This is a genomic window from Streptomyces sp. NPDC102270, assembly GCF_044766405.1.
Lineage (GTDB): Bacteria > Actinomycetota > Actinomycetes > Streptomycetales > Streptomycetaceae > Streptomyces.
In genome coordinates this window covers 1-26,566 of the sequence record NZ_JBIWLX010000043.1, presented here as the reverse complement: position 1 = coordinate 26,566, position 26,566 = coordinate 1, and the positions used below count along the sequence as shown (strand labels likewise).

General features: G+C 70.7%; 18 protein-coding genes. 7 read left to right on the top strand and 11 right to left on the bottom strand.

Going from position 1 to position 26,566, the window contains the following annotated elements:
* Positions 1–200 precede the first annotated feature (200 nt).
* A complete protein-coding gene (locus tag ACIRP7_RS44330; protein WP_403672346.1) occupies positions 201–2,306 on the bottom strand; it encodes an alpha-galactosidase in 2,106 nt (701 codons plus the stop codon).
* 168 nt (positions 2,307–2,474) lie between these two features.
* Here ACIRP7_RS44330 and ACIRP7_RS44325 point away from each other — a divergent pair, with 168 nt between their 5' ends.
* From ACIRP7_RS44325 to ACIRP7_RS44300, 6 genes are all read left to right on the top strand, one after another.
* The gene (locus ACIRP7_RS44325; RefSeq protein WP_403672343.1) at positions 2,475–3,545 is read left to right on the top strand and encodes a LacI family DNA-binding transcriptional regulator; all 1,071 of its coding nucleotides are present in this window, start codon (positions 2,475–2,477) and stop codon (positions 3,543–3,545) included.
* Between the two features lie 514 nt (positions 3,546–4,059).
* Positions 4,060–5,370: an ABC transporter substrate-binding protein gene (locus ACIRP7_RS44320; RefSeq protein ID WP_403672340.1), complete on the top strand. Its 1,311-nt coding sequence runs from the start codon at positions 4,060–4,062 to the stop codon at positions 5,368–5,370.
* A gap of 289 nt (positions 5,371–5,659) precedes the next feature.
* The gene (locus ACIRP7_RS44315; protein ID WP_403672337.1) at positions 5,660–6,616 is read left to right on the top strand and encodes a carbohydrate ABC transporter permease; all 957 of its coding nucleotides are present in this window, start codon (positions 5,660–5,662) and stop codon (positions 6,614–6,616) included.
* On the top strand, positions 6,613–7,467 hold the full coding sequence (locus ACIRP7_RS44310; RefSeq protein ID WP_403672335.1) for a carbohydrate ABC transporter permease: 855 nt from the start codon (positions 6,613–6,615) through the stop codon (positions 7,465–7,467). Before ACIRP7_RS44315 ends, ACIRP7_RS44310 begins: the two co-directional genes overlap by 4 nt.
* Positions 7,468–7,524: 57 nt before the next feature.
* The gene (locus tag ACIRP7_RS44305) at positions 7,525–10,119 is read left to right on the top strand and encodes a CBM35 domain-containing protein (RefSeq protein WP_403672332.1); all 2,595 of its coding nucleotides are present in this window, start codon (positions 7,525–7,527) and stop codon (positions 10,117–10,119) included.
* 74 nt (positions 10,120–10,193) lie between these two features.
* Entirely contained in the window at positions 10,194–10,985 is a 792-nt protein-coding gene (locus tag ACIRP7_RS44300) for an IclR family transcriptional regulator (protein ID WP_403672329.1), read from the top strand.
* A gap of 7 nt (positions 10,986–10,992) precedes the next feature.
* Here ACIRP7_RS44300 and ACIRP7_RS44295 read toward each other — a convergent pair whose 3' ends face one another.
* The 6 genes from ACIRP7_RS44295 to betA all read right to left on the bottom strand — a co-directional run bounded on the left by ACIRP7_RS44295 (position 10,993) and on the right by betA (position 21,036).
* Positions 10,993–13,431 carry an FAD-dependent oxidoreductase gene (locus ACIRP7_RS44295; protein ID WP_403672326.1) on the bottom strand — a complete coding sequence of 813 codons (2,439 nt, stop codon included), beginning with the start codon at positions 13,429–13,431 and terminating at the stop codon, positions 10,993–10,995.
* A gap of 178 nt (positions 13,432–13,609) precedes the next feature.
* Complete coding sequence (locus ACIRP7_RS44290; RefSeq protein ID WP_403672324.1) at positions 13,610–14,575, bottom strand: ABC transporter substrate-binding protein; 966 nt, start codon at positions 14,573–14,575, stop codon at positions 13,610–13,612.
* Positions 14,576–14,592: 17 nt separating this feature from the next.
* Entirely contained in the window at positions 14,593–16,602 is a 2,010-nt protein-coding gene (locus ACIRP7_RS44285) for an ABC transporter permease (RefSeq protein WP_403672320.1), read from the bottom strand.
* Positions 16,602–17,690, bottom strand: coding sequence for a glycine betaine/L-proline ABC transporter ATP-binding protein (locus ACIRP7_RS44280; protein WP_403672317.1), 1,089 nt, complete (start codon positions 17,688–17,690; stop codon positions 16,602–16,604). The genes ACIRP7_RS44285 and ACIRP7_RS44280 overlap by 1 nt, the downstream gene beginning before the upstream one ends.
* A 20-nt stretch (positions 17,691–17,710) precedes the next feature.
* Positions 17,711–19,180, bottom strand: a complete 1,470-nt coding sequence (locus ACIRP7_RS44275; protein ID WP_403672314.1) for an aldehyde dehydrogenase family protein — start codon at positions 19,178–19,180, stop codon at positions 17,711–17,713.
* Positions 19,181–19,365: 185 nt separating this feature from the next.
* On the bottom strand, positions 19,366–21,036 hold the full coding sequence (gene betA, locus ACIRP7_RS44270; RefSeq protein ID WP_403672311.1) for a choline dehydrogenase: 1,671 nt from the start codon (positions 21,034–21,036) through the stop codon (positions 19,366–19,368).
* Positions 21,037–21,243: 207 nt separating this feature from the next.
* Here betA and ACIRP7_RS44265 point away from each other — a divergent pair, with 207 nt between their 5' ends.
* Entirely contained in the window at positions 21,244–21,990 is a 747-nt protein-coding gene (locus tag ACIRP7_RS44265) for an IclR family transcriptional regulator (RefSeq protein ID WP_403672350.1), read from the top strand.
* 7 nt (positions 21,991–21,997) lie between these two features.
* On the opposite strand, the gene ACIRP7_RS44260 is transcribed toward ACIRP7_RS44265, so the two are convergent.
* The 4 genes from ACIRP7_RS44260 to ACIRP7_RS44245 all read right to left on the bottom strand — a co-directional run bounded on the left by ACIRP7_RS44260 (position 21,998) and on the right by ACIRP7_RS44245 (position 25,997).
* Positions 21,998–23,143, bottom strand: a complete 1,146-nt coding sequence (locus tag ACIRP7_RS44260) for an aromatic ring-hydroxylating dioxygenase subunit alpha (RefSeq protein ID WP_403672309.1) — start codon at positions 23,141–23,143, stop codon at positions 21,998–22,000.
* An 88-nt stretch (positions 23,144–23,231) separates the two neighbouring features.
* Positions 23,232–24,392: an NAD(P)/FAD-dependent oxidoreductase gene (locus ACIRP7_RS44255; RefSeq protein ID WP_403672306.1), complete on the bottom strand. Its 1,161-nt coding sequence runs from the start codon at positions 24,390–24,392 to the stop codon at positions 23,232–23,234.
* A complete protein-coding gene (locus ACIRP7_RS44250; protein WP_352386878.1) occupies positions 24,389–24,751 on the bottom strand; it encodes a bifunctional 3-phenylpropionate/cinnamic acid dioxygenase ferredoxin subunit in 363 nt (120 codons plus the stop codon). The genes ACIRP7_RS44255 and ACIRP7_RS44250 overlap by 4 nt, the downstream gene beginning before the upstream one ends.
* A 160-nt stretch (positions 24,752–24,911) precedes the next feature.
* On the bottom strand, positions 24,912–25,997 hold the full coding sequence (locus ACIRP7_RS44245; RefSeq protein WP_403672303.1) for an S-(hydroxymethyl)mycothiol dehydrogenase: 1,086 nt from the start codon (positions 25,995–25,997) through the stop codon (positions 24,912–24,914).
* Between the last annotated feature and the right edge of the window lie 569 nt (positions 25,998–26,566).

Here is a 26,566-nt window from a genome sequence, read left to right as displayed (position 1 = left end):
GCACCGTGCCCGGGGCGTGGGGCGGCCCCCCCGCCCCGCCCGGCTCACCCCCCGCCCCCCGGGGGGGGGGGGGGGGGGGGGGGGGGGGGGGGGTGGGGGGGGCCCGGGGGGGCGCGGGGGGCCCCCCCCGGGGCCTGGCCTGTGTTCAGGGTCAGCGGGGTAGGAGCCGTCGCCTCTCCTGACAAGGTTCCAGCTCCCGCTCACACAACCGTGCCCAGCCCGAGGAGTACCGCCGTGTCGGTGCGCGGCAAGCGGACGGTGAGCGTTCCCTCGGTCGCGTCCCACTCCGCCGTGGCGTCGGCCGTCGTGGGCTGGAGCACCTCCGGGCGCAGAGCGACACCCCGCAGGTGGGGAAGGGGGAGCGTACGGCTCGACGGGGCGTCGGCCCCCTCCCGTCGCCACACCGCGAGGTACGTCGCGTCGCGCCCCCGCAGACCGTGGGCGATCCAGGCGTCCTCCCAGCCCGGCAGGCCCAGCGGCCAGAAGGGGCGGGCGTCGGCGATCTGCGGCCGGATGTCCTTGTACACGCGGATCGCCGACCGTACGAGGTCGAACTGCTCCTCGTTCATGCGGTCGAGGAAGCCGGAGAGATGCACACGGCCCAGCAGCGCGCCGGTGAGGGTGAAGGCGATCCGGTCGCTGGTGTGGTCGGGCTGGGGGTAGGCCCACACCGCGGCCTGCTCGGGGGCCACGGCGGTGGCGGCGGACGCGGCGATGGGCGGGTAGCGCAGGGGGTCCTGCTGGTCGCTGGTGGACTGGAGCTGGGCGACGGCGAGTTGGGCGTAGTCCATGCGCAGACCGCCGGAGCCGCAGCTCTCCAGGACCAGGCCGGGATACCGGTCGAGCAGGCCGGACATCCAGTCGAGGTGGGCGCGGTGATGGCCGAGCAGACCGGCGCCGGGGCTCTCCGGGCCGTGCTCCGTGCCGGGGCCGATGTTGATGTTGTAGTCGAGCTTGAGGTACCCGACGCCCCACTCGCCGACCAGCCGGTCCACGACCGCGTCGAGGTGGGCCCGGGCGGCCGGGTGACGCAGGTCCAGGTGGTGGCGGCCGTGTTCCGTCACGCGCATGCCACCGCGCCGGAAGAACGCCTCGGGAGGGAGGGTTGCGGCCAACGGGCTGCGCACGCCCACGACTTCGGGCTCCAGCCACAGTCCCGGGACCATTCCGTGGTGCCGGATCGCGTCCAGCACCTCCTGGATGCCGCCGGGAAAACGCCCCGGGGCGGGCTCCCACGCGCCGACGGCGTCCCACCAGCCCTGCGCGTCGTCGTCGTACCACCCCGCGTCGATGACGAAGATCTCGGCGCCGGCCCTCGCCGCCGCGTCGACCAGCGGCAGCAGCTTCTCGGTGGTCGGGTCGCCCATGAGGGTGTTCATGTAGTCGTTGTAGATCACCGGCAGAGCACGGTGGTCGGGGTGGTCGCGGCGGATCAGCCTGCGGTAGTCGGTGAGTTCGCCGAAGGCAGCGTCGAGGCCGCCCGTCGCGCCGCGGACGAGGACGGCGGGAACGGTGTGGAAGTCCTCGCCGGGCGCGAGGGTGTGCTGCCACTGGTGGTGGGCGTCGTCGGGGCCGAACAGGGCGACATAGGCGGCGCCCTCACGTTCGCCGGTCTCGAAGCGCCAGCCCGCGCTGGACTCGATCTGCCACAGCCAGGTCCGCCCGGCACGATCGGTGAGCGCCCCGATCGGCAGATGGCGGCCGGTGGACCAGCTCCCCTGCGAGAAGCGCTCGAAGCAGCCGCGTCCCTCGTGGCCGTGCGCGAACCGGCTCAGTTGGACGACTTGGTCACGGAAGGGGGCCTCACGCCAACGGCACTCGGCGAGCCAGTCGTTGTCCGCCCAGTGCAGGGTCAGTCCGTCGAGGCCGCCGCCCGCGTCGGTGATGCCGCCGACGGTCAGGGTGCTCACACTCTCCAGCCGCAGCGGTGTGCTGCCCTCGTTGACCAGACGCACCCGCGAGCGCAGGAAACCGGCGCCCGGAGCCGTCTCCAGGACCACCTCGGCGGCCAGGCCGGTCTCGGGGTCCGCGAGCCTGATCGTCGTACGCTCCCCGCCCGCCTCCCGGACCGTCTCGTGGTCGCGGTAGGTCAGGCGCTCGCCGATCGCGGTCTCGATGAAGCGCTCCCCCGACCACAGACGTCCGTGCCCGGTGGCGGTGACCTCGACGAGCGGCACCAGAGCGGCCGGGTCCTGACCGGGCGCCCCCAGCCGGACCGATCCCGTGGCGTCCAGGACGGCGTGCAGCCCGAGTTCCGGGTGCGACCAGAGACGGGATCTCTCGAGTGTTCCGACGACTGCGGTCAACGCATTTTCCCCTTCCGGGATGGTTCGGTAATGCCACGGTCTCACCGGGCTGAGCTGGGAAGTCGCGCTCGGCGGGAGAGAGTTGGCCGCGTCGGCGGTTGTGTTTGAAAGGTAAATCCCCAGTTACGGTCTCTTGACGCCCGCGATGTGACCGCTCACAATCCTCGCATGCATGTGACCGGTCACACAAGCTTCGGCGGCCAGACCGCCCCCTCCCCGGGGCAGCGCAGGCCCGCCAGCATCCGCGATGTCGCGCAGGCGGCAGGCGTCTCCTACCAGACCGTTTCGAGGGTCATCAACGGCCGCCCGAACGTGAAGGAGGAGACCCGCGGACGTGTCGAAGCGGCCGTGCGAGCCCTGGGGTTCAGGCGCAACGCCACCGCGTTCGCCCTGGCCAGCGGGGTGACCCGAGCGGTCACGGTCCTCACCTCGAACACCGTCCTCCACGGCTACGCGGCCACGCTGCAGGGTCTGGAGGAGGCGTCCCGCGCCGCCGGGTACGCACTCGGCGTGCGGGTGGTGACACCGGAGAACGACCTGGACCGTACGGTCGCCGCGGCCGCCGACACCGGTGGCGGCCTGGTGGTCATCGGCTACGACCGTCTCGGCGCCGCCGTCCTGGACCGCGTACCGGCGCATGTGCCGTGCGCGGCCCTGGTCGAGGCGCCGCCGCCCGGCCGGACCCCCGGCAGGCCCGCCGTGTGGGCCGACGACCGGGAGGCGGCCCGGACCGCCACCGCACACCTCCTCGCGCTCGGGCACGCAACCGTGCACTACGTGGCGCTTCCCGCCTCGACCGGAGCCCGGGGCACGGCATCACCGCGCGCCGAGGGCTGGCGGCGGGCCCTCAGGGCGGCCGGTGTGGCCCCTCCCCCGCCGTCAGGGCGGGGCTGGGACGCGCAGGCCGGATACGAGGCGGGCCGGAAGCTCGCCCGGGACCCGGCCGTCACCGCGATCCTGTGCGGCAACGACGACCTGGCCCTGGGTGTCCTGCGGGCCCTGCACCACGTCGGCCGGCGGGTCCCGGAGGACGTCAGCGTCATCGGCTTCGACGACGCCCCGCACTCCGCCTTCCTCACTCCGTCCCTCAGCACGGTCCGCATGGACTTCCACGGCCTGGGCCGCGCCGCCTTCGGTCTGCTGCGGGCCCAACTCGACACCGGCCGACAGGAGCCCGCGCACGTGCCGGCCGAACCCACCCTCGTGCACCGCGAGAGCGCCGGCCCGCCCGGTTCCTGAACCGGACCGGCATCCGGCCTCCCTCCCGTCCCGTCCCCGACAGCCCCCGCTCTCCGCCTTACCCCCGCGGCTGCTGAACCCGACCGACACCCGACCACCCACCCTCCGCCGCACCGCACGCCTCCCAACTCCGACCGGCACCCGGCCTCACGCCCCCGACAGTCACCCGCACCGACCGGCACCCGGCCTCACGCCCCGACGGTCACCCACCCTCCGCCCTACCCCGCAGCTGCCGAACCCGACCGACACCCGACCACCCACCCCCCGCCGCACCGCACGCCTCCCAACTCCGACCGGCACCCGACCTCACGCCCCCGACAGTCACCCGCACCGACCGGCACCCGGCCTCACGCCCCGACGGTCACCCACCCTCCGCCCTACCCCCGCAGCTGCCGAACCCGACCGACACCCGACCACCCACCCTCCGCCGTACCGCATCGCACACCCACCGCAGCACCGCACCGCGATCTCCGCCGCACCGCCTCTCACCCTCCGTACGACCAAGGATCCCGCCATGAGAAGAGCCGTCTCCGTCCTCGCCACCGCCTGTGTGATCGGGCTGACCGCCACCGCGTGCAGCGACAGCACCGCCGGCGGCAGCGGCGCCGCACCCACCGGGTCGGTCGACGCCACCGCCTCCCTGAAGGGCGTCAAGCTCACGATGTGGGTCGCCCAGAACAGCGTCTCCGAGCCCAAGCAGGCCATCGAGGCGTTCGAGAAGGCCACCGGGGCCACGATCTCCACCGAGGTGATCCCCGACCCCTACGAGTCCAACGTGCCGACCAAGCTCGCCTCGGGCACCAAGCCGGACCTGATGTTCTGGCAGCCCACCGGCAGCACACTGCCCTTCATCCAGCCGGCCCAGAACCTGCTCCAGCTCGACAAGGAGGACTGGGTCTCCAAGCTCGGCAAGACCGAGCAGAGCCTCGGCCAGGTCGACGGCCACCGCTACGCCGCCATCGTCACCAGCCCCGCGGTGCTCGGCGTCTACTACAACAAGGCGGTCTTCAAGAAGGCCGGCATCACGAAGATGCCCACCGGCTACGACGAGATGCTCGCCGACGCGGCGACCATCAAGGCGAAGACGGGCGTGGCCCCCTTCTTCGAGGTCGGCGGCGACAAGTGGCCGCTGCAGTGGCAGGTGCAGCTCCAGATGACGGACCTGCCGCAGACGTTCTGGGACAGCCTCAACAAGAACAAGGACTCCTGGACGAACAAGACCATCGTCGACGCCATCACCAAGTACAAGACGAAGGTCCTCGACGGCGGGCTCGCGCAGAAGAACTACAAGACCGCGACCTTCGTGGACCAGGGCAAGGCGATCATGGACGGCAGTGCCGCGATGGCCGTGAACGTCACCTCGCTCCAGTCCGAGATCCAGGCGACCTCCAGCACAGCGGAGATGGACGAGAAGCTGGGCTGGTTCCCCTTGTCCAACAGCGCCGCCAAGGCCGAGTACTCGCCCGACCAGACCAACGGCGTGGTCGCGTTCAACACCGGTGACGACAAGCGCCAGAACGCCGCCCGGCAGTTCCTGTCCTTCTGGCTCGGCAAGGACTACCCGGCCTACATCAAGGCCAACAAGCTCGTCTCGGTGCAGCCGTCCGTGCCCAACCCCGCCGGACTGCCGCAGACCGCCGTCGCCCAGGCCGAGGCGCTCTCCACCGCCACCGGGGTCTTCCAGGTCAAGGCGCTGACCGCCCCCGACATGCACCTCGCCCTCGCCGACATGATCTACGGCAAGAAGAGCCCGAAGCAGGTCGCCCAGGCCGCCGAGGACCAGTTCGACCAGGTCCTCAAGGCCCGCGGGGCCTCCGGCTTCTGACCGGCGCCACGCCCTGGCGGGTGCCTTGCGGGTCGCACCGGCGGCAGGGCCCGGCAGGAGCTTCAACCGCTCGGGCCGACCGTGCTCCTCAGCCGCGTGGTCGCCGGTCGTCCCGGAGCGGAAGGTGTCCGGGCATCCTCCGCTCCGCGTCCGGGCGCACCGCACCCCGCCCGGCCCGGCCCCGTCGCAGCGCCGTTCGCAGCAGTCCCGATCCCAGGACACCTCAGCCAGCCCCATTCCCGGGCCGCCCGTCGGTGGCGGTCCGGGGCCCCGTACCGGAGGTTGAAACGTGGCGGACACAGCCACCCTCGGCGTCGGTGACGCCACGCGCAGGCAGGAAACGGACCGGGCCCCTCGTCCCGGCCGGCCCGGGCGGTCCCGTCGCGGGGCCAACCAGCCGTGGTGGTTCGCGGTGCCCGCGCTCGCCGTGTTCGGGGTGTTCTTCCTGCTGCCGAACCTGCTGAACTTCGTCTACCCGTTCACCGACTGGTCGGCGTTCCACCCGCAGATCGGCTTCGTGGGCTTCTCGAACTTCTCCACGATCCTGCACGACGGGTCGATGGTCCGCGACATCCGCATCACCCTGGAGTACGCGGTCCTCGTGGCCGTCTTCCAGAACGGCTTCGGTCTCGGGCTCGCGCTGCTCCTGGAGCGCGACACCCGCTTCAACCGCTTCTTCCGCGCGGTGTTCTTCCTTCCCGTGCTGATCTCCGCCCTGGCGGTGGGCTACATCTTCCGGGCGCTGCTCGCCCAGGACGGGGCGCTCAACAGCGTGCTGTCGTCACTCGCGGGTCACCCCGTCGACACGCCCTGGCTCGGCTCGACCACCTGGACGCTGGTCGTCGTCACGCTCATCCACGGCTGGAAGTGGATGGGCCTGGCCATGCTGATCTATCTGGCGGGGCTGAAGAGCATGCCCGGTGATGTGCTGGAGGCGGCCCGGATCGACGGGGCCGGTGGCTGGCGGACCTTCTGGTCGATCAGGTTCCCGCTGCTGGCACCGGCGGTGACGTTCAACGTGACCACCGCGCTGATCGGCTCCATGAACACCTTCGACATCGTCCAGGCCACCACGGGGGGCGGACCGGGCAGCGAGACCGAGGTGTTCAACATCTACATGTTCCGCATCTTCGGGCAGGGGCTCTACGCGCAGGCCTCCGCGATGAGCCTGGTGCTGTTCCTCATCGTCGTCGTCCTCGCCGTGCCCGTCATCGTCGGTCTGCGCCGCAGGGAGAACAACCAGTGACCACCGTCGGCGCGTTCGCGCCCGTCCACCGGCGCCCGTGGCGCTGGGTGCAGCCCGTCTTGGTGCTGCTGATCGCCGCCGTGACCATCGGCATCCCGCTGTGGCTGGTCGCGGTCACCTCGGTCAAGCCGCAGGCCGAGGCCATCAAGCCCAACCTCTCCCTGCCCCACCACGCCCAGGCCGCCGCGAACTACCAGCAGACCTTCGACGAGGGCAAGATCGTTCAGGGCTTCGTCAACAGCCTTCTGGTGGTGGCCCCTTCGGTCGTCCTGGTCCTGCTCCTCGGGGCCGGTGCCGCCTGGGTGTTCGCCCGCCGCAAGGGGCGCCTGGTCAACGCCCTGTACGCGCTGAGCATCAGCGGACTGCTGCTGCCCCCCGCGGTGATCACCATCGTGATGGAGCTGCGCCAGCTCGGCCTGGCCGGTACCCGGCCCGGCATGATCGGCGTCTACGCCGGGATGTACCTGTCCACCTCGATCTTCTTCATGACCGGGTTCATCCGCGCGCTCCCCGAGGAGTTGGAGGAGGCGGCGCGCATGGACGGGGCCGGTCCGGTACGAGTCTTCTGGCGCATCATCCTGCCGCTGCTGCGGCCGGTCATCGCCACCGCGACGATCATGGTGATGCTGTTCGCCTGGAGCGACATCTTCTACGCCTTCTTCGTTCTCGGCGGAGGGGACAGGGCAACCCTGCCGCTCAACCTCTACCAGGTCGCCAGCGCCCAGCTGTACCTCAACAACTGGCATCTGATCTTCGCCTACGTCGTGATGATGAGCCTTCCCATGGTGCTCGTCTTCGTCATCGCCCAGCGCCGCATCGTCTCCGGCATCACCAGCGGCGCCGTCAAGTAACCCCACCCCCGAAGCCGTCCGAGCCTCCCGCAACGGTGCGGGAGGAGGAGGTCCGTCATGCCTCATACGTCAGCCATACCCCCTACATCCGCCCTGCCCGGCAACCCCCGCAGAACCCGGCGCCTCGTCGGCCTCGTCGGCGCGGCCGCCGTGTCCGCACTCGTCGGCTCCTTCCTCGCCTCACCCGCCGCCGAGGCCGCAGCCCCCCAGCTCAAGGTCGACCTGGGCACCACCACCGGCGCGGTCATGCACGGCGCCAACGGCGCCCTGTACGGCCTCAGCGACGACGGTGTGCCCGGCGACAGCGTGGTCGCACCCCTGCATCCGAAGACGATCGCCCAGAAGGCGCCGGACGGGGCCCAGCACCCCAACGGCGACGCGCTGGTCGTCCAGTCCCAGTTCGCCCGCACGGGCGGCGGCGACAACCTGATCTACATGCAGGACGTGTACGCCAACTGGCCTTACGAGAACAACGGGTTGAGCGACTACCTGGCCAAGGTCGACACCATGGTCCGCAAGGTGGCGGCCCGTCCGGACGCCTCCACGTTCGTGTGGGTGCCGTTCAACGAGCCGGACGGCAACTGGTACACCGGGCTGGGCAGTTCGGACGCCACGACCTACGCGAAGGCGCTGAGCAGCTTCGAGAGCGACTGGGCGACCGTCTACGACAAGATCAGGTCGATCATCCCGAACGCCCGGATCGCCGGCCCCAACGAGACCCACTACGACTCCCGGCTCATGGGCGACTTCTACCCGTGGGCCAAGGCGCACCACGTCCTGCCGGACATCACCACCTGGCACGAACTGGACCCCGGCTCCCTGGCGCACTTCGAGTCCACCCTCGCCGCCTACCGGACCCTCGAGACCAAGACGGGCATCAGCCCCCGGCCGGTCAACATCAACGAGTACGCCGACCGCCGCGACCTGTCCGTGCCGGGGCAGATGGTCCAGTGGATGTCGATGTTCGAGCGGAACAAGGTCGACGCCGACCTCGCGTACTGGGACATCGCCGGGAACCTGGACGACAACGTCGCCCAGACCAACATCCCGAACGGCAACTGGTGGCTGATGCGCTGGTACGCGGGCCTGAGCGGCAAGACCGCCAAGGTGACCCCGCCGCAGGCCAACACCACCGACACGCTCCAGGGCATCGCCTCCCTGGACACCGGCCGCAAGCAGGCCCAGGTGCTCCTCGGCGGCGGTACCGCCGGCGCGGCCGACACCGTCATCCAGCACATCCCGCCCTCCTTCGGCCGCAAGGTCAACGTCTCGGTCGAGCGCACCGCCTGGAGCGGTTACGAGGGCGGGGCGCCCGCGCCCAGGGTCCTGGCGCGCAGCACCTACAAGGTCGCCGCCGACGGCAGCATCACCGTGCCGCTGACCGGCCTCGACCCGATGTCGGCCTACCGCGTCACCGTCAACCCGGCCGGCAAGGACGCGCCCGCCCCGGCCTCCGTCCCCTGGTCGGCGTCGTACGAGGCCGAGAACGCCGCCATCACCGGCGGCACGGTCTACACCCAGGGCTCGGTGTCCAACGCCTACGGCTACGCCACCTCGGGCACCAAGGACGTCGGCAGCCTCAACCAGCCGACCAGCAAGGTCGCCTTCACGGTCGACGTCCCCACCACAGGCACCTATGACCTCGACGTCTTCTACGGCAACCAGTCCGGCGCCCCGGCGACCCAGACCCTCACCGTGGACGGCGGCGCCGCCCAGACCGTCACCTACGGTCCGACCCTGAACTGGACCTACCGCGCCACCGCCCGCGCCTCGCTGTCACTGACCGCGGGCAGCCACACGATCGCCCTGGCCAAGGGCACGAACGAGGTCACCCTCGACAAGGTCGACCTCACCGCCGCCTCCACCGCGGACACCCTCTACCCCGCCGCCTACACCGACGTCACCGGCACGCCCGGCTACGGCTACTCCGCGTCCGGCATCACCGGCGCCGGCTCCCTGGCCCTGGACCGCGCGGACTCGGCGACCTTCGACGTGTACGCCCCGACCGACGGCTACTACACGGTCCGCACCGACTACTCCGCCGACGGCGCCGGCACCCTCTCCCTGGACGGCGCCACCGCCGTGAAGCTGGCCTCCACGGGCGGCAAGGCCACCACCAGGACCGCACGGCTGTACCTGTCGGCGGGCAACAACCGCGTCACCGCCGCCGCGTCGGGCTCCGCCACGCTGACCCTGCGCGACCTCCGTGTCGCCGCGAGCGCCGACACCACGGGCGTGGCCTCTTACCAGGCGGAGGACGCCACCCTCGCCGGGACCGCCGTCGTCACCTCGGACACCTGGGCCTCCGGCGGAAAGTACGTGGGCTACATCGGCAACGGCGCGGACAACACGCTCACCTTCAAGGTCGACGCGGCGAGCGCCGGGCGCTACGTCATGAACGTCCGCTACGCCAACAACCAGGTCGCCGGCTCGGGGAACTACAACACCAACGTGGTCTCCCGCGCGGCCCGGATCAGCGTCGACGGAACCGACCGGACGGTGATGTTCCGCAACAACTACAGCTGGAACAACTACTGGGACCTGCCGGTGCCGGTGACCCTCGCCGCGGGCACCAACACCGTCACTCTGTCCAACGCCACGGCGTACGCGCCCAACGTCGACCGGATCACGGTGGCACCGCTCAGCCGCTGAGGCTGCTCGCCGTGCGGGGCCCGGTGCCGGACACCGGGCCTTGCACGGCTGACCTGTTCGCATATGGTTCCGCCATGAGCAACAACGGCACCGAGTCCGGGGGCGCGTCCGGCGGCGGGGTGCAGTCCGTCGACCGGGCTGTCACCGTGCTGGAGATCCTCGCCCAGCGCGGCGAGGCAGGCGTCAGTGAGGTCGCCGAGGCGATCGACGTCCACAAGTCCACCGCGTTCCGTCTGCTCGGCGCGCTGGAGGCGCACGGGATGGTGGAGCAAGAGGGCGAGCGCGGGAAGTACCGCCTCGGCTTCGGCATCGTGCGGCTGGCCGGCGCGGTCACCGGGCGCATCGACGTCACCAAGCACGGCCGCGGGATCTGCGAACGCCTCGCCGACAAACTGGGCGAGACGATGAACATCGCGGTCCTGGAGTCCCACCATGTGATCAACCTCGACCAGGTGCGCGGCCGGTCCGCCATCACCGCGCAGAACTGGGTCGGCCGGCTGACGCCGATGCACTGCACGTCGAGCGGCAAGGTCCTGCTCGCCCATCTCACGGACGAGCGCCGGGGCGAGCTCGTCGCCACAGCCGGGTTGGAACGGATGACGGCCCACACCCTGACCTCCCGGCAGCAGCTGGAGGCGGAGCTGGTCCGGGTCCGTGAGCAGGGTTACGCCATGACGGTGGAGGAGTACGAGGAGGGCCTCAACGCCATGGCGGCGCCGGTGCGTTCGGGCGACGGCAAGGTCGTCGCCGCCCTCACCGCCTCGGGTCCCGCCTTCCGCCTCACCGAGGAGCGGATGCACGAGCTGGCACCCGTGCTGGTGGCGGGCGCCGACGAACTCAGCCGCCGCCTCGGCCACCTGGGCTGACGCCCGCTCATCCCCGGAGCCGGGACATCGCCGGGTCGAACAGCGGCTCCTCGGCCACGACCGCCTCCACGCGCCGGTCGAAGTAGCCGATGTGCAGCGCCCGCCCGGTCACCGCGAGCTCCGCCGGCAGCCAGGCGTAGGCGATGCCCTTGCCGATGGTGTGGCCGAAGGCCGCGCTGGTGACGTAGCCGACCGCGCGCTGCCCGTCGTACACCGGCTCCTTGCCCATGACGACGGATCGCGGGTCCTCGATGGTCAGGCAGGCCAGCTTCCGCCGTACGTCGCCCCTGCGGCGTTCCAGTGCCGCCTTGCCGACGAAGTCCTCCTTGTCGGCCTTGACGGCGAAGCCGACCCCGGCCTCGTAGGGGTCGTGCTCGTAGGTCATGTCGGTGCCGAAGGAGCGGTACCCCTTCTCCAGGCGAAGAGTGTTGAAGGCGCCGCGGCCGGCGGCGATCCCGCCCAGCGGCCGGGCCGCCCGCCACAGTGTGTCCCACAGTTTCTGGCCGAGGTCGGCGGTGGTGTACAGCTCCCAGCCGAGCTCGCCGACGTACGACAGGCGCATGGCCGTCACGGGCACGGAGCCGATGTGGGCGCGCTTGGCGCGGAAGTACTTGAGGCCGGTCGCCGAGAAGTCCTCGTCCGTAAGTGGCTGGAGGACGTCCCGGGCGAGCGGTCCCCACAGTCCGATGCAGCAGGTGCCGGGGGTGATGTCGCGGACCTGGACGGTGCCGTCGGCGGGCAGGTGGCGGGTGAACCAGTCGAGGTCGAGGTTGCCGTTGGCGCCGACCTGGAAGAGGTCGGGGGCCAGCCGCGCCACGGTGATGTCGCTGCGGATGCCTCCGTCGTGGTCCAGCAGCAAGGTGTACGTCACCGAGCCGACGGACTTGGCGACCTTGCCGGTGCACAGCCGCTCCAGGAAGTCGGCCGCTCCCCGCCCGCTCACCTCCAGGCGCTTGAGGGCCGTCATGTCGTACATGGCGACGGTCTCGCGGGTGGTCTGGGCCTCGGCGCCGACGACGGGCGACCAGTACCGCGCGGCCCAGTCGTCGGGGGTGACGATCGAACGGCCTTCCACCAGGTGCGCGTTGGCCTCGTACCAGTGCGGCCGCTCCCAGCCGTTCGCCTCCAGGAAGAAGGCGCCCAGCTCCTGCTGGCGGGCGTGGAAGGGGCTGGTGCGGATCGGGCGCGGATCACCGGAGGGCTGGAGCGGGTGGAGGATGTCGTAGACCTCGACGAAGTTCTGGCAGTCGCGGGCCAGGACGTACTCCGGGGCGAGCTGGTGCGGCTCGAAGCGGTTGACGTCGCACTCGTGGAGGTCGAAGGAGGAGCAGTGACCGTCGACCAGCCACTCGGCGACGGCCCGGCCGACGCCGGCGGAGTGGGTGACCCAGACGGCCTCGGCGACCCAGAAGCCCTTGACGTCCGGGGACTCGCCGAGGAGGGGCAGCCCGTCCGTGGTGAAGGAGAACAGGCCGTTGACGGCCTCCTCGATCTTGGCCTCTCGGGTGGCGGGCAGCAGTGACTGCGTCTCGGTCCAGGCCTCCGCGAAGTCGTCCTCGGTGAACTTCAGGACCGACGGCATTCCGTCGGCCTCGTCGACGGAGAGGATCTCGTCGGCGGTGATGGGCATGGGGCGGTGACCGTAGTAGCCGATGCCGAGGGTGTCGTGGCGGTCGCGGTAGTAGAGGTCGGCGTCCTGGTGGCGCAGGATCGGGCGCACCGCCTCCTCCGTCTGGCCGGCGAGTGCCGGGACCGGGCCGGTCCAGGCGAGCTGGTGGGCGAGCGGGGTGAGCGGGAGGTTCATGCCGGCCATGCGGGCGATCTTCGGGCCCCAGATGCCGGCGCAGCACACGACGATGTCGGCCTGTAGATCGCCCTGGTCGGTCCGGACACCCGTCACCTCGCCGTCGGCCTGGAGGACGTCGAGGACCTCGTGGCGGGCCAGGAAGGTCACTCCGCGCTCGGTGGCGCGGCGGATCTGCGCCGCGACGGCGAGGACGGCCTTGGCGAGGCCGTCGGTCGGGATGTGGAGGCCGGCCAGGACCCGGTCGCGGTTGACCAGGGGGTGCAGGTCGACGCACTCGTCGGCGGTCACGATCCGCGAGTCCACGCCCCAGGAGGTGAGCCAGCCCTGCCGACGGTGGAGTTCGGTGACGCGTTCCGGGGTGGTCGCCACCTCCAGGCCGCCGACCTGGAGGAAACAGGGCTGTCCATCCACGTCGAGGGAGCTGAACTTCTCGACGGTGTAGCGGGCCAGTTCGGTCATGGTCTTGGAGGAGTTGGCCTGGAAGACCAGGCCAGGGGCGTGCGAGGACGATCCCCCGGTGGCCGGGAGCGGGCCCTGGTCGACGACGGTCACCTCGGTCCAGCCGCGCGCGGAGATCTCGTCGGCGAGTGCCGCGCCGACGACGCCCGCTCCGATGATGACCACTCGGGGTCCCGCCATCGCCGCACCTCCGGTTAAGTTGCTTTGTACGCAACACGATTCAGGCTGCGCAACTCAATGTGCCTGCCGTTCAGGTGGGTGTCAAGAGGGTTGTGACCTCGTGGAAAGACCCCGAAAACGGCAATGCCCGGTGGGCGGCGCGCACTGTGCGCACCGCCCACCAGGCACCGTGAGCGTCCTACTTGATCCAGGCGTCGACCTTGGCCCGGTTGGCGTCGACCCACTTCTTGGCCGCCGCGTCCGGCGTCATCTTGTCCACCGCGATGTACTTGGCCACGGTGTTCTGGTCGTCGTTGGTCCAGTTGAACTTCTTCACCAGGTCGTAGGCGGGGCTCGCCGACTTGGCGAACTTCGCGCTGACGATCTTGTCGAGGTCGTAGACCGGGTAGTCGCAGGCGACCTTGGCCGCATCGGTGTCGCAGCCCGTCTTGTACGCGGGCAGGTCGACCTTGACCAGCGGCACCTCGGACAGGAACCACTGCGGCTCGTAGAAGTAGCCGATCACCCACTGCTTCTTCTTCTCGGCGTTGCGGTACGCCTGGATCAGCGCGGTCTCGCTGCCCGCGTACACCACCTTGAAGTCCAGCTTCAGGTTCTTCACCAGCGCCTCGTCGTTGGTGACGTACGACGGGTCGCCGTCCAGGAGCTGGCCCTTGCCGCCGGACTCCGAGGTCTTGAACTCGGCGGCGTACTTGTTGAGGTTCTTCCAGTTCTTGATGTCCGGGTGGGCCTTGGCCAGCCACGGCGGCACGTACCAGCCGATGATGCCCTTGTTGCCGGTCGAGCCGGCCGCCACGGCGGTCTTCTGCTGGGTGATGTACTTCTTCTTCAGGTCGTCGTGGCCCCAGTTCTCGAGGACGGCGTCGACCTCGCCGGTCCCGAAGCCCTGCCAGGCGATCTCCTCCTTGAGGTCCTTCTTGGTGACCTTGCACTTCAGGTCGTGCTCGGCGACGTACGCGACGACCGCCGCGTCCGCCTCGTAGCCGACCCACGGGTTGACCGCGAGGTTGAAGGTGCCGCACGTGCCGGGGCTGCCCGAACCGCCGGCGTCCGAGGAGTCACCGACCTTCGCGCCGCCGCAGGCCGTGAGGGTGAGGCCGAGGACGGCCAGGCCGACCGTGCCGACTCGCCAGTGTCTTGCCATCGTGTGGTGCTCCTTATTCATGCGCTGGTGCGGCGAGCCGCTGCCTGAGTGATCCGGTCGAACATGACGCCGAGCAGGACGATGGCGAGTCCGGCCGCCAGGCCCTTGCCGTACAGCTGTCCCCGCGAGAAGCCGGCCACCACGTCGTAGCCGAGGGCGCCCGCGCCCACCAGGCCGCCGACGACGACCATCGACAGCACGTAGATCAGGCCCTGGTTGGTCGCCAGCGTCAGGGCGCTGCGGGCCATCGGCAGCTGGACCTTGGTGATGATCTGCCAGGTGTTGCACCCGGTGGAGGTGGCCGCCTCGACGGTGGCCGCGGGCACGGTCCGCACCCCGTCGGCGATGATCTTGATGGCGACCGGTGCCGCGTAGACGATCGCGGCGACGATGGCCGTGAACCGGGTCGCCCCGAACAGGGCGAGGAACGGCACGAGGTAGACGAACGGCGGCATGACCTGGGCCGCGTCGAGGGTGGGCCGTACCAGCCGGTCCACCAGCGCACTGCGGCCCATCCACACCCCGACGACCATGCCGAGCAGCATGACCAGCACGGTGGCCACGACGGTCGACGCCAGGGTCGTCATGCCGTCCGACCACACGCCGGTGGCGACCAGGAGTCCCACACACACGGCGGTGGTGACGCCGGCGCGCCAGCCGCCGAGCACTACGGCGACCCCGACGAGGGCGGCGCCTACGAGCCACCACGGGGAGTCGGTCAGCAGCGTCTGGAACGGGTTGAGCAGGCCGTTGGTGATGACGTCGCGGAAGCCGTTGGTGAGCCCCGAGAGGTTGTCCTGCGCCCAGGTGGTCACGTCGTCGGCCGCTTTGGCGATATTGCTGCCGGTGGTGCCGTCGCCGGGGAACTCGGCCGCCCACAGGTACGTGTGCGACAGATACACGAGTACGGCCGCCACCACTCCCCCGGCGGCGAGCAGGTGCCGCCGCCACTTGAGCAGCGGGTTGCCGGAGCGCCGGGCCGCCTCCGCGCGTCCGCTCGCCGCGGTGGTGACCCGGTCCAGGACGATCGCCATGACGACGATGGCGAGGCCCGCGTTGAAGGCCGTACCGACGTCCAGGGACTGCAGGGCTTGCACGACGGTCTTGCCGAGGCCGGGGGCGTCGATCAGGGCCGCGATGGTCACCATGGCCAGGGCGGCCATGATGGTCTGGTTGACGCCCATCACCACGGTCCGTTTGGACATCGGCAGCAGGAGCTTCAGCAACGACTGTCTGCGGGTGGCCCCCATGGAGGCGGCCGCCTCGACCGTCGTGGCCGGCACGGAACGGATGGCGTGCGCGGTGATGCGGATGGCCGGGGGTGCCGCGTAGATGACGGTGGCGATGGTCGCGGAGGCCCCGCCGATGAGGAAGATCAGGGTCAGCGGCGCCAGGTAGACGAAGGTCGGCATCGTCTGCATGAAGTCCAGGAAGGGGGTGACGATCCGGTTGACCCGCTCGGACAGGCCCGCCCACACGCCCAGCGGGATGGCGAACAGCAGCGCCACCAGGACCGCGGAGAGGGTCAGGGCCAGGGTGTCCATGCTCTCCTGCCACAGGCCCTGGAGCCCGAGGAAGGTGAAGCCGGCCACGGCCAGCAGGGCGACCCGCCAGTTGGCCACCGCCCAGGAGACATAGCCGGTGAGGCCGACAACGCCGAGCCAGCCGATCTGCGGGAGCGGGCGGTCGCCGGACGGCTGGGAGATCAGGTCCTGCACGAAGGTCACCAGGTTGTCGATGACCAGCCGGATCTCGTTGAAGCCGTACAGGAAGAGCGGGTTGGAGTTGCGGTTGGCGCCGATGGAGTCGTTGACGTCGTTGAGCCAGCGGTGCAGATCGGTGAGGTCGGCCGCGGCCAGCGACAGGGTCTGCTTTCCGCGCAGTACGGCGAACAGGACGAGCCAGACGACCAGGATCGCGCCGACCACCATGGACCGGCTGACCCGGCGTACGGGGGCGGCGGGCGGAGGCGGTTCGGCCTGCTTCGTCTGCCCCGGTTTCCCGGGCTTCTCCATGACGACGGTCATCACGCGTCGCCTTCCTGCCCGGCGACCACCGCGAGTATCTCCTCGTCGCCGACGATGCCGATCAGCTTGCCGTTCTCGACGACCTTGACTGGCCTGTCGGCCGCGAGGACGGCCCGGGTGGCCTCCTTCACCACGACGTCCGGGCCCAACTCGGGTCCGTCCAGGGGGTCTTCGGGAGTGGCCGGACGCATGATCCAGCGCAGGGTCAGTACATCGCCGCGCGGCACGTCCTTGACGAAGTCGCGTACGTAGTCGTCGGCGGGGGCGCCCACGAGTTCGTCGCCGGTGCCGCACTGGACCGTCCTGCCGTCCCGCATGATGAGGATGCGGTCGCCGAGCTTCAGCGCCTCGGAGAGGTCGTGGGTGATGAACACCATCGTCTTGCCGACCTCGTGGTGCAGGCGGATGACCTCGTTCTGCATGTCCCGGCGGATCAGCGGGTCGAGCGCCGAGAACGGCTCGTCGAAGAGGAGGACGTCCGGGTCTCCCGCCAACGCCCTTGCCAGACCCACGCGTTGTTGCATACCGCCGGAGAGCTGGTCGGGGTAGGAGTTCTCGTACCCCGACAGGCCCACGAGTTCGACGACCTCCAGCGCCCGCCTGGTGCGCTCGGCCCGGCCCATGCCGCGGATCTCCAGGCCGAACGCCACGTTGTCGACGACACGGCGGTGGGGCAGCAGACCGAAGTGCTGGAAGACCATGGAGAACTTGCTGCGCCGCAGTTCGCGCAGCCGCCGCTCGTCGGCGTCCCGGATGTCCTCGCCCTCGAAGACGATCTCACCGGAGGTGGGCTCGATCAGCCGGGTCAGACAGCGCACCAGGGTGGACTTGCCGGAGCCGGACAGCCCCATGACGACGAAGACCTCGCCGGGCGCGACGTCGAAGCTCACGTCCCGCACGGCGGCGGTACAGCCGGTGCGGTCCATGAGTTCGCGGCGGGTGAGCCCGCGCAGCTCCTCGGAGTCCGGTACCTGGTCCGCCTTCGGCCCGAACACCTTCCACAGCCCGCGTACGGATATGACGGGCGTGGGAGCCGCGTCCTCGGGGGTGCCGCGGCGCGGCGGCACCTCGGTCTGGGTTGGGGTCATGGTCGACCTCTTCTCGGCGTTCAGCCGCGGAACCAGTGCTGCGGCCGGGGTTGGATGTTCTGCCAGATGTGCTTGGGCTCGCGGTACTCGTCAAGGCCGGTCGGTCCCAGTTCCCGGCCCACACCGGAGTGCCCGAAGCCACCCCACTCGGCCTGTGGCACATAGGGGTGGTAGTCGTTGATCCACACGGTGCCGTGCCGCAGCCGGCGGGCCACCCGCTGGGCCTTCCCGGCGTCCTGCGTCCAGACGGCACCGGCGAGTCCGTACTCCGTGTCGTTGGCGATGCGTACGGCGTCGTCCTCACCGGAGAAGCGCTCCACGGTCAGGACCGGCCCGAAGGACTCCTCGTGCACCACCCGCATGTCCTGCCGGCACTCGTCGAGCACGGTGGGCGGGTAGTAGTGGCCGTTCGCGAGGGCGGGGTCGGCGGGCCGTTCGCCGCCGCAGCGCAGTACGGCGCCCTCGGCGACGCCCGTGGCGACGTACGCCTCGACCTTCTCCAGGTGCTGCGCCGAGATCAGCGCCCCGGTCTCGGCCTCGGGGTCGAAGGGCCCGCCGAGGCGGATCTGCCGGGCCCGGCGGACCACCTCGTCGACGAACCGGTCGTGCAGCGAGTCCTCGACGATCAGCCGGGCACCGGCCGAGCAGACCTGCCCCGAATGCAGGAAGACGGCCGTGAGCGCGAAGTCCACGGCCGTCTCGAAGTCGGCGTCGGCGAAGACGACATTGGGATTCTTGCCGCCGAGTTCCAGCGCGACCTTCTTCACGCTCGCAGCGGCCGTCGCCATGATCCGTTTGCCGGTCTCCACGCCTCCGGTGAAGGAGACCATGTCGACCCGGGGATCCTCCGAGAGCGGCGCGCCCACCTCGGGCCCGGTGCCGAGGACGAGGTTGGCCGCACCGGCGGGGAGTCCGCCCTCCTCCAGGGCCCGCATCAGCAGGACCGCGGTGGAGGGCGTGAGCTCACTGGGCTTGAGGACGATGGTGTTGCCGGCGAGAAGGGCCGGGGCCACCTTCCAACTCGCTTGCAGAAGTGGGTAGTTCCACGGTGTGATCAGACCGCACACTCCGATCGGCTCGTAGACCACGCGGCTGACGGCGTCGTCCCGGCCGGTGTCGATCACGCGGCCGGCGTCGGTGCCGCCGAGCCCGCCGTAGTAGCGCAGACAGGAGACGACGTCGGCGATGTCGTACTCGCTCTCGACCAGCCGCTTGCCGGTGTCCAGCGACTCGGCGCGGGCGAATTCCTTGGTGTCGCGCTCGATCAGGTCGGCGGTGCGCAGCAGCAGGGCGCCCCGCTCTCGCTCGGGGGTGCGCGGCCAGGGCCCTTCGTCGAAGGCCCGGCGGGCGGCCGCGACGGCCCCCTCGGTGTCGGCGCGGGTGCCTTCCGACACGGTCGCGGAAAGCGTGCCGTCGGCGGGACAGCGGATCTCCCGACGGCCTCCGGCCACCGGCTCCCGCCACTTCCCGTCCACATACAGGTCTGCCACGTCGGGAGCCCTTCGAGCGAATCTCGTTGCGCATCGCGCACCGCATTGCTTGTGGTGGAACACTCTGGAGAATGCGTGAACCCACGTCAAGGGGTTCGAGGATGACGGTTTGGGCACGCGGACGCCTTGCGCGCACCCCGGACACAGCCGGTTTCCGGGACAAGCGGCTCCGCGAAAATACTGCGTTACCCCGCCTGGGTCCGGGAGTCCCGGTGCCGGTAGTAGACGGCGTCGGAAGGCGCGAGCGGTTCCTTGCCGAGGATGAGGTCGGCCGCCTTCTCCGCGATCATCATCACCGGCGCGTAGATGTTTCCGTTGGTGACATAGGGCATCACCGACGCGTCGACGACCCGCAGCCCCTCGACCCCGTGCACGCGCAGGCTGGCGGGGTCCACGACGGCCATCTCGTCGGTGCCCATCTTGCAGGTGCAGGAGGGGTGCAGAGCGGTCTCGCCGTCCTTGGCGACCCAGGCGAGGATCTGCTCGTCGGTCTCGACGGACGGTCCCGGTGAGATCTCCCCGCCGTTGTAGGGGGCGAGAGCGGGCTGGTTGAGCAGCCTGCGCGCGACGCGGATCGCCTCGACCCACTCGCGGCGGTCCTGCTCGGTGGAGAGGTAGTTGAAGCGCAGCGCCGGGTGCTCCTGAGGGTCCCTGCTCCTGATCTTCACGGAGCCGAGGGCGTCGGAGTACATGGGCCCCACGTGCACCTGGTAGCCGTGTCCGCCGGCGGGCACGGAGCCGTCGTAGCGGACCGCGATGGGCAGGAAGTGGAACATCAGGTTGGGGTAGTCCACGTCCTGGTTGCTGCGGGCGAACCCGCCGGCCTCGAAGTGGTTGGTCGCGGCGGGGCCCTTGCGGAAGAGCCACTGCAGGCCGATGAAGGGGGCGCGCCACTTCGCGAGGTACGGCTGCATGGAGACGGGTTGCTTGCAGGCGTACTGGATGTACACCTCCAGATGGTCCTGCATGTTCTCGCCGACGCCCGGCAGGTCGTGCACGACGTCGATGCCGAGGGCGCGCAGTTCCCCGGCGTTGCCGACGCCGGAGAGCTGGAGCAGCTGCGGGGAGTTGATCGCGCCGCCGCAGAGGATGACCTCCTTGGCGCGCACCTGCTGCGGCGCGCCCTTGCCGCGCCGGTACTCGACCCCGACGGCCCGCTTGCCCTCGAACAGGACGCGGGTGACGAGGGCGCGGGTGGTGACGGTGAGGTTGGGGCGCTTCCTGGCGGGCTTCAGATAGGCCTTGGAGGCCGACAGTCGGCGTCCGCGGTGGACGTTGCGGTCGAACTTGGCGAAGCCTTCCTGCCGGTAGCCGTTGACGTCGCCGGTCGGCGCGTACCCCGCCTCCTCGGTGGCCTTGAGGAAGGCGCCGAAGAGCGGGTTGGTTGCCGGGCCGCGCTCCAGGACAAGCGGGCCGTCGTGGCCGCGGAACTCGTCGTCCGGGTCGGCCGCGAGGCAGTTCTCCATGCGCTTGAAGTACGGCAGACAGTGCGCGTAGTCCCAGCTCTCCATGCCGGGATCGGCGGCCCAGCGCTCGTAGTCCATGGGGTTGCCGCGCTGGAAGATCATGCCGTTGATGCTGCTGGAGCCGCCCAGCACCTTGCCGCGGGCGTGGTAGACGCGCCGGCCGCCCATGTGGGGCTCGGGTTCCGACTCGTACTTCCAGTCGTAGAAGCGGCTGCCGATCGGGTAGGTCAGCGCCGCGGGCATGTGGATGAAGACGTCCCACGGGTAGTCGGGCCGGCCGGCCTCCAGGACCAGCACGCGGTTGCCGGGGTCGGCGGAAAGCCGGTTGGCCAGTGCGCTGCCGGCCGATCCACCACCGACGATGACGAAGTCGTACTGCTGAGGAGCCATGGTGCCTCGTCTCGCTCGCGCCGTCGATATGCGCGGCATGGTAGTACGGGTAGCGCGATACGCACCAGGTTGCGAAGCGCGCAACCTGCACGACATATGCACCAGCTCCGCGAAACAACTCCCACCCTTGTTTTTTACCCGCCGTATAGTTGCGTTGTGAGCAACTACAACCCGGATAACGAAACGACAGGGTCGTCGAGCGGCGGGGTGCAGTCCGTCGACCGGGCCATTCACGTGATGGAGATCCTGGCCCAGCGCGGCGAGGCCGGCGTGAGCGAGGTGGCCGCCGAGATCGATGTTCACAAGTCCACGGCGTTCCGGCTCCTCGGTGCCCTGGAAGCGCGTGGCTTGGTGGAACAGGCGGGTGAACGCGGCAAGTACCGCCTGGGTTTCGGCATCGTGCGCCTCGCCGGCGCGGTCACCGGACGCATCGACATCACCCAGCAGAGCCGCCCGGTCTGCGAGGACCTCGCCGAGGAGCTCGGCGAGACCGTGAACGTCGCCGTGATGCAGGAGCGTTACGCGGTCAACCTCTACCAGGTGCGCGGCCCGGGTGCCGTCACCGCGCAGAACTGGGTCGGCCAGCTGACCCCGTTGCACGCCACGTCGAGCGGCAAGATCCTGCTGGCCCACCTGCCCGCCGATCAGCGCGCCGCGCTCTTGACGGAGACCGGCCTGAAGAAGGTCACCCCGCGCACCATCACCGCGAAGACGAAGCTGGAGAAGAACCTCGCCGAGGCCCGTGAGCGGGGTTACGCCTGGGCCCTGGAGGAGCTGGAGCTCGGCCTGCACGCCATGGCCGCGCCGGTGCGCGACCGGGACGGCGAGGTCATCGCGGCACTCAGCGCCTCGGGACCGGCGTACCGGCTCTCCGAGGAGCGGCTCCACGAGCTCGCCCCGGTCCTGGTCAAGGGCGCCGAGGAGATCAGCCACCGCATGGGCTACCTGGGCTGAGCCCCCGTTACCCGGGCTGAACCCCGTTACCCGGGCCGACCCCCAACCGGGCCTGGACCCAGTCGTGGAACTCGCCGATGTGGTGCTCGCTGGGCACCAGCACACCGCCCTTGGCGTACAGCCGTGAGCGCATCCCGGGCTGGGTGCGCTCGCACGCGTCGAAGTCCTGCCGGTTGACCCGGTCGAAGAGCTCCACCGACCGGCTGACGTCCTTCCCGCTCGCCACGACCTGGGGCAGATACAGCCAGTCGCACTCCACGACCGTCCGGTCCACCGCCACCGGGTACATCCGGTGGAAGATCACATGGTCGGGCACGAGGTTGATGAACACCTGCGGCCGCACGGTGATCGCGTAGTAGCGGCGGTCCTGGTCCTCGGAGACTCCGGGAATCCGGTCCAGCCCCTCCGAGCCGTCGACGGTGAACCCCCTGACGTCCTCGCCGAACTCCGCACCGTGCCCCACGTAGTACTGGGCGGCGTATCCGTCGGCGAACTCCGGGAGCACCTCGGTGAGTTCGGGGTGGATCGTCGCGCAGTGGTAGCACTCCATGAAGTTCTCGACGATCAGCTTCCAGTTGGCCTTCACGTCATAGACGATCCGCCGGCCGACCTCCAGCCCCCCGATGTCGTAGTGCTCGATCGACTCGGTGTCGCCAAGCCGCGCGATCACGTCCTGGACGACCTCGTCGAAGGGCGGCGGGTCCTCCGCGAGGCACACCCACACATAACCCAGCCACTCGCGCACCGCCACACTCGCCAGGCCGTACTCGGTGCGGCCCACGTCCGGCATCTTGGTCAGGTTGGGCGCAGCGACGAGCTTGCCGGTCAGGTCGTACGTCCAGGCGTGGTACGGGCATTGGAAGGCCCGCTTGACCTCGCCGGACTCCTCGGTGCACAGCTTGGCCCCGCGGTGCCGGCAGACGTTGAAGTACGCGCGCACCGAGGCGTCCCGCGCGCGCGCGATCAGGATGCTCTCCCGGCCCACCTCCACGGTCTTGAAGGCGCCGGGGCGGGGCAGGTCGGAGGCGCGGACGGCGCAGAACCACATCGCTTCGAAGATGCGCTCCTGCTCCTGGGCGAAGATCCCGGGATCCGTGTAGGAGGCGCCGGGAAGGGTGGCGATCAGGCTGTCCGGCAGGCTGGTCGAGGTCACAGTGCACTCCTCGGGGAACGTCGTGGGCCGGTGATGCACGCCGGGAAGAGCGGACGGCGTGGTGAACGCGGCGACAGCAGCGGTGCTGTCAGGCCGCGGCGGCGAGCTGCTTGCGCCAGCGCGTGAACAGCCGCGGCTGGTTCATTCCGAGCACGGCGACCGGCTGCCCGGAACGCCGGTAGACAGCCAGGACGTTGCGGTCGTCCCGGGCGCCCTCCTCGATCGTCACGCTGTCGGCGGCGGCCGCGTGACCGGCGAACTGGATCTTCACGCCGTACTGGTCCGACCAGAAGTACGGCGGCCTCGGCGCGCTCGGTTCCACCGCGCCGCCCGCAAGCAGCGCGGTCACGGCCGCCTCGGGCCGCTCCCGGGCGCCGGTCCAGTGCTCGACGCGGCGGTGCAGGCCCGCGCGCGGGTCGTACCAGGAGGCGCAGTCCCCGACCGCGACCACACCGGCCAGGTTGGTGCGTCCGTCGGCGCCGCACATGACGCCGTCGGCGAGCTCGATGCCGGAGCCCGCGAGCCACTCGACGCACGGACGGGCGCCGACCCCCACGACCACGATGTCGGCGGGGACGCTGCGACCGTCCGCCAGCAGGACGGCCTCGACACGGCTCGCGCCGCGCAGTCCCTCGACGCCCACCCCGCACAACAGCCGTACGCCGTGGTCCGCGTGGAGGGCGGAGACGATCCCGCCCATGGTCTCGCCGAGCGGTCCCGCCAGCGGGGTCGGGGCCGCTTCCACGACGGTCACGTCGAGTCCGAGGGCGTACGCGGTGGAGGCGACCTCGGCGCCGATGAAGCCGCCGCCGATCACCACCAGCCTGCCCCCGAGGGACAGTTCGTCACGCAGGGCACGGGCGTCGTCCAGGGTGCGCAGGGTGTGCACCCCGGCCAGGGCGCCGGCGCCGGGCAGGGTCCGGGCGGCGGCGCCGGTCGCGATGACGACGCCGTCCGCCCGTACCTCGCTGCCGTCGGCGAGCCGTACGGCGCGCTGCGGGCCGTCGAGACCGACCGCGCGGACGCCGAGCAGCCACTCGGCCCGCAGGTCCTCGTCGTCCGGCTCCAGCGCGAGGTCCGCCTCGGCCAGGGAGCCGGCCAGGAACTCCTTGGACAACGGGGGCCGGTCGTACGGGCGGTGGGGTTCGTCGCCGATGAGGACGAGCCGCCCGTCGTAGCCCTGCTTGCGCAGCGAGCGCGCCGCCGAGAGACCGGCGAGCGAGGCGCCGACCACGGCGACCGTTCTCACGCGGGTCCGCCGGCGAGCCGGGCCGTGACGCAGGGCGGCAGGTTGGGCGCGTCCAGGGACAGCCGGACGTAGATCATGCCGTCCTCGACGTGGACCTCGTGGGTGCGGACCGGGCGCTTGGCCGGCGGGGCGTCGACGGCACCCGTCCGCAGGTCGAACTTCGAGGCGTGCAGCGGGCATTCCACCTCGCAGCCCTCCAGCCAGCCGTCGGCGAGCGAGGCGTCCTGATGGGTGCAGGTGTCGTCGATGGCGAAGACCTCGCCGTCGTCGGTGTGGAACACCGAGACCGGCGGATCGATGTCGAGCCGGTAGGCCTCGCCTCGGGGGAGATCCACGAGACGGCACGCGGGAATCATCATGACACCTCGGTGCGTATAGCGAAACGGATTGCGTTGAACGCAACGTCAGTTTGAGGGCGCCCGCAAACCCTTGTCAAGGAGCCCGGAGAAGGGACCCGGACGAGCACCTCTGTTGCTTCACATGCAACGTCGTGCACACTACACAACATCAAGAGGCCGTTCACAGCACCACCACGGAGCGCAGCACCTCGCCGCGGTGCATCTTCTCGAACGCCTTCTCCACGTCCCCGAGGCCGATGGTCTCGGAGACGAACGCGTCCAGGTCGAAGCGGCCGTCCAGGTAGAGGTCGATGAGGGCCGGGAAGTCGCGCGAGGGCAGACAGTCGCCGTACCAGCTGGACTTCAGGGCGCCACCGCGTCCGAAGACGTCGAGCAGCGGCAGTTCCAGCTTCATCTCCGGGGTCGGCACCCCGACCAGGACGACCGTGCCGGCGAGATCGCGGGCGTAGAAGGCCTGCCGGTAGGTCTCGGGGCGGCCGACCGCCTCCACGACGACGTCGGCGCCGAAGCCGCCGGTCAGTTCGCGGATCGCCGCCACCGGGTCGTCCGCACGCGAGTCGACGGTGTGGGTGGCGCCCATCGCCCTGGCCCGCTCCAGCTTGCGCGGGTCGACGTCGACGGCGATGACCTTGGTGGCGCCGGCGAGCCGTGCCCCCGCGACGGCGGCCGTGCCGACCCCGCCGCAGCCGATGACGGCGACGGAGTCTCCGCGGCCGACGGCGCCGGTGTTCACGGCCGCGCCGAAGCCCGCCATGACCCCGCAGCCGAGCAGTCCCGCGGCCGTCGCCGGGGCCGCCGGGTCCACCTTGGTGCACTGCCCGGCGGCGACCAGGGTCTTCTCCGCGAAGGCGCCGATGCCGAGGGCGGGCGAGAGGGGGGTGCCGTCGAGCAGGGTCATCGGCTGCACCGCGTTGTGGGTGTCGAAGCAGTACCAGGGCCTGCCCTTGGCGCACGCCCGGCACTTTCCGCAGACGGCACGCCAGTTGAGGATGACGAAGTCGCCCGGCTCGACACCGGTGACACCCTCCCCCACCGCTTCGACGCGACCGGCCGCCTCGTGCCCCAACAGGAAGGGGAAGTCGTCGTTGATCCCGCCCTCCCGGTAGTGGAGATCGGTGTGGCAGACCCCGCACGCCTCGACCTTCACCAGTGCCTCGCCGGGACCGGGGTCGGGGATCACGATCGTCTCGACGGAGACGGGGGCACCCTTCGCGCGGGCGACGACAGCACGAACCTCATGAGCCATGGGTCACTCCTCCGACCTACGTACGGGTTGCCCCATCCGGTACACGCATCACCATGCGCAACTGAGCATCGGGGAGGGCGGGCCATGGGTCAAGAGGCCGGATCCGGCCGGATCGCCGCGGCGGGGCCGCGACCGCCCTGCTGCCCTCCTTCAGCGGCGCGAGGGCCGAGGGACTGGGTCTCCGTGGACTTCGGACGGACCCGCACCTTCGACCGGCAGAGATCTCCTTCACCGTGAGCACGACCCACAACTTGCCCGCGGCGGTGGCGGCCGCGGTGTGGACGGAAGCGGTATGTGCCGCTCGAGGGCGCCTCCGTCGCCTGGGCCACCGCCTCCGGCGAACCGAGCGTGATCACCTTCGGCGCCGCCCGCGGCTCCCGGCCCGGCGCCGCGACGCCGGATCGGGGGGGGGGGGGGCCCCCCCCCGCGCCCCCCCCCCCCCCGCCGGGCGGGCCCCCCCCCCCCCCCCCCCCCCCCCCCCACCCCCCCCCCCCCCCGCCGCCCCCGCCCCCCCCCCCCCCCCCGCACGCGTGGTGGAGCAGGGCCGGCCCCCCCCCCCGGGGCGCGGC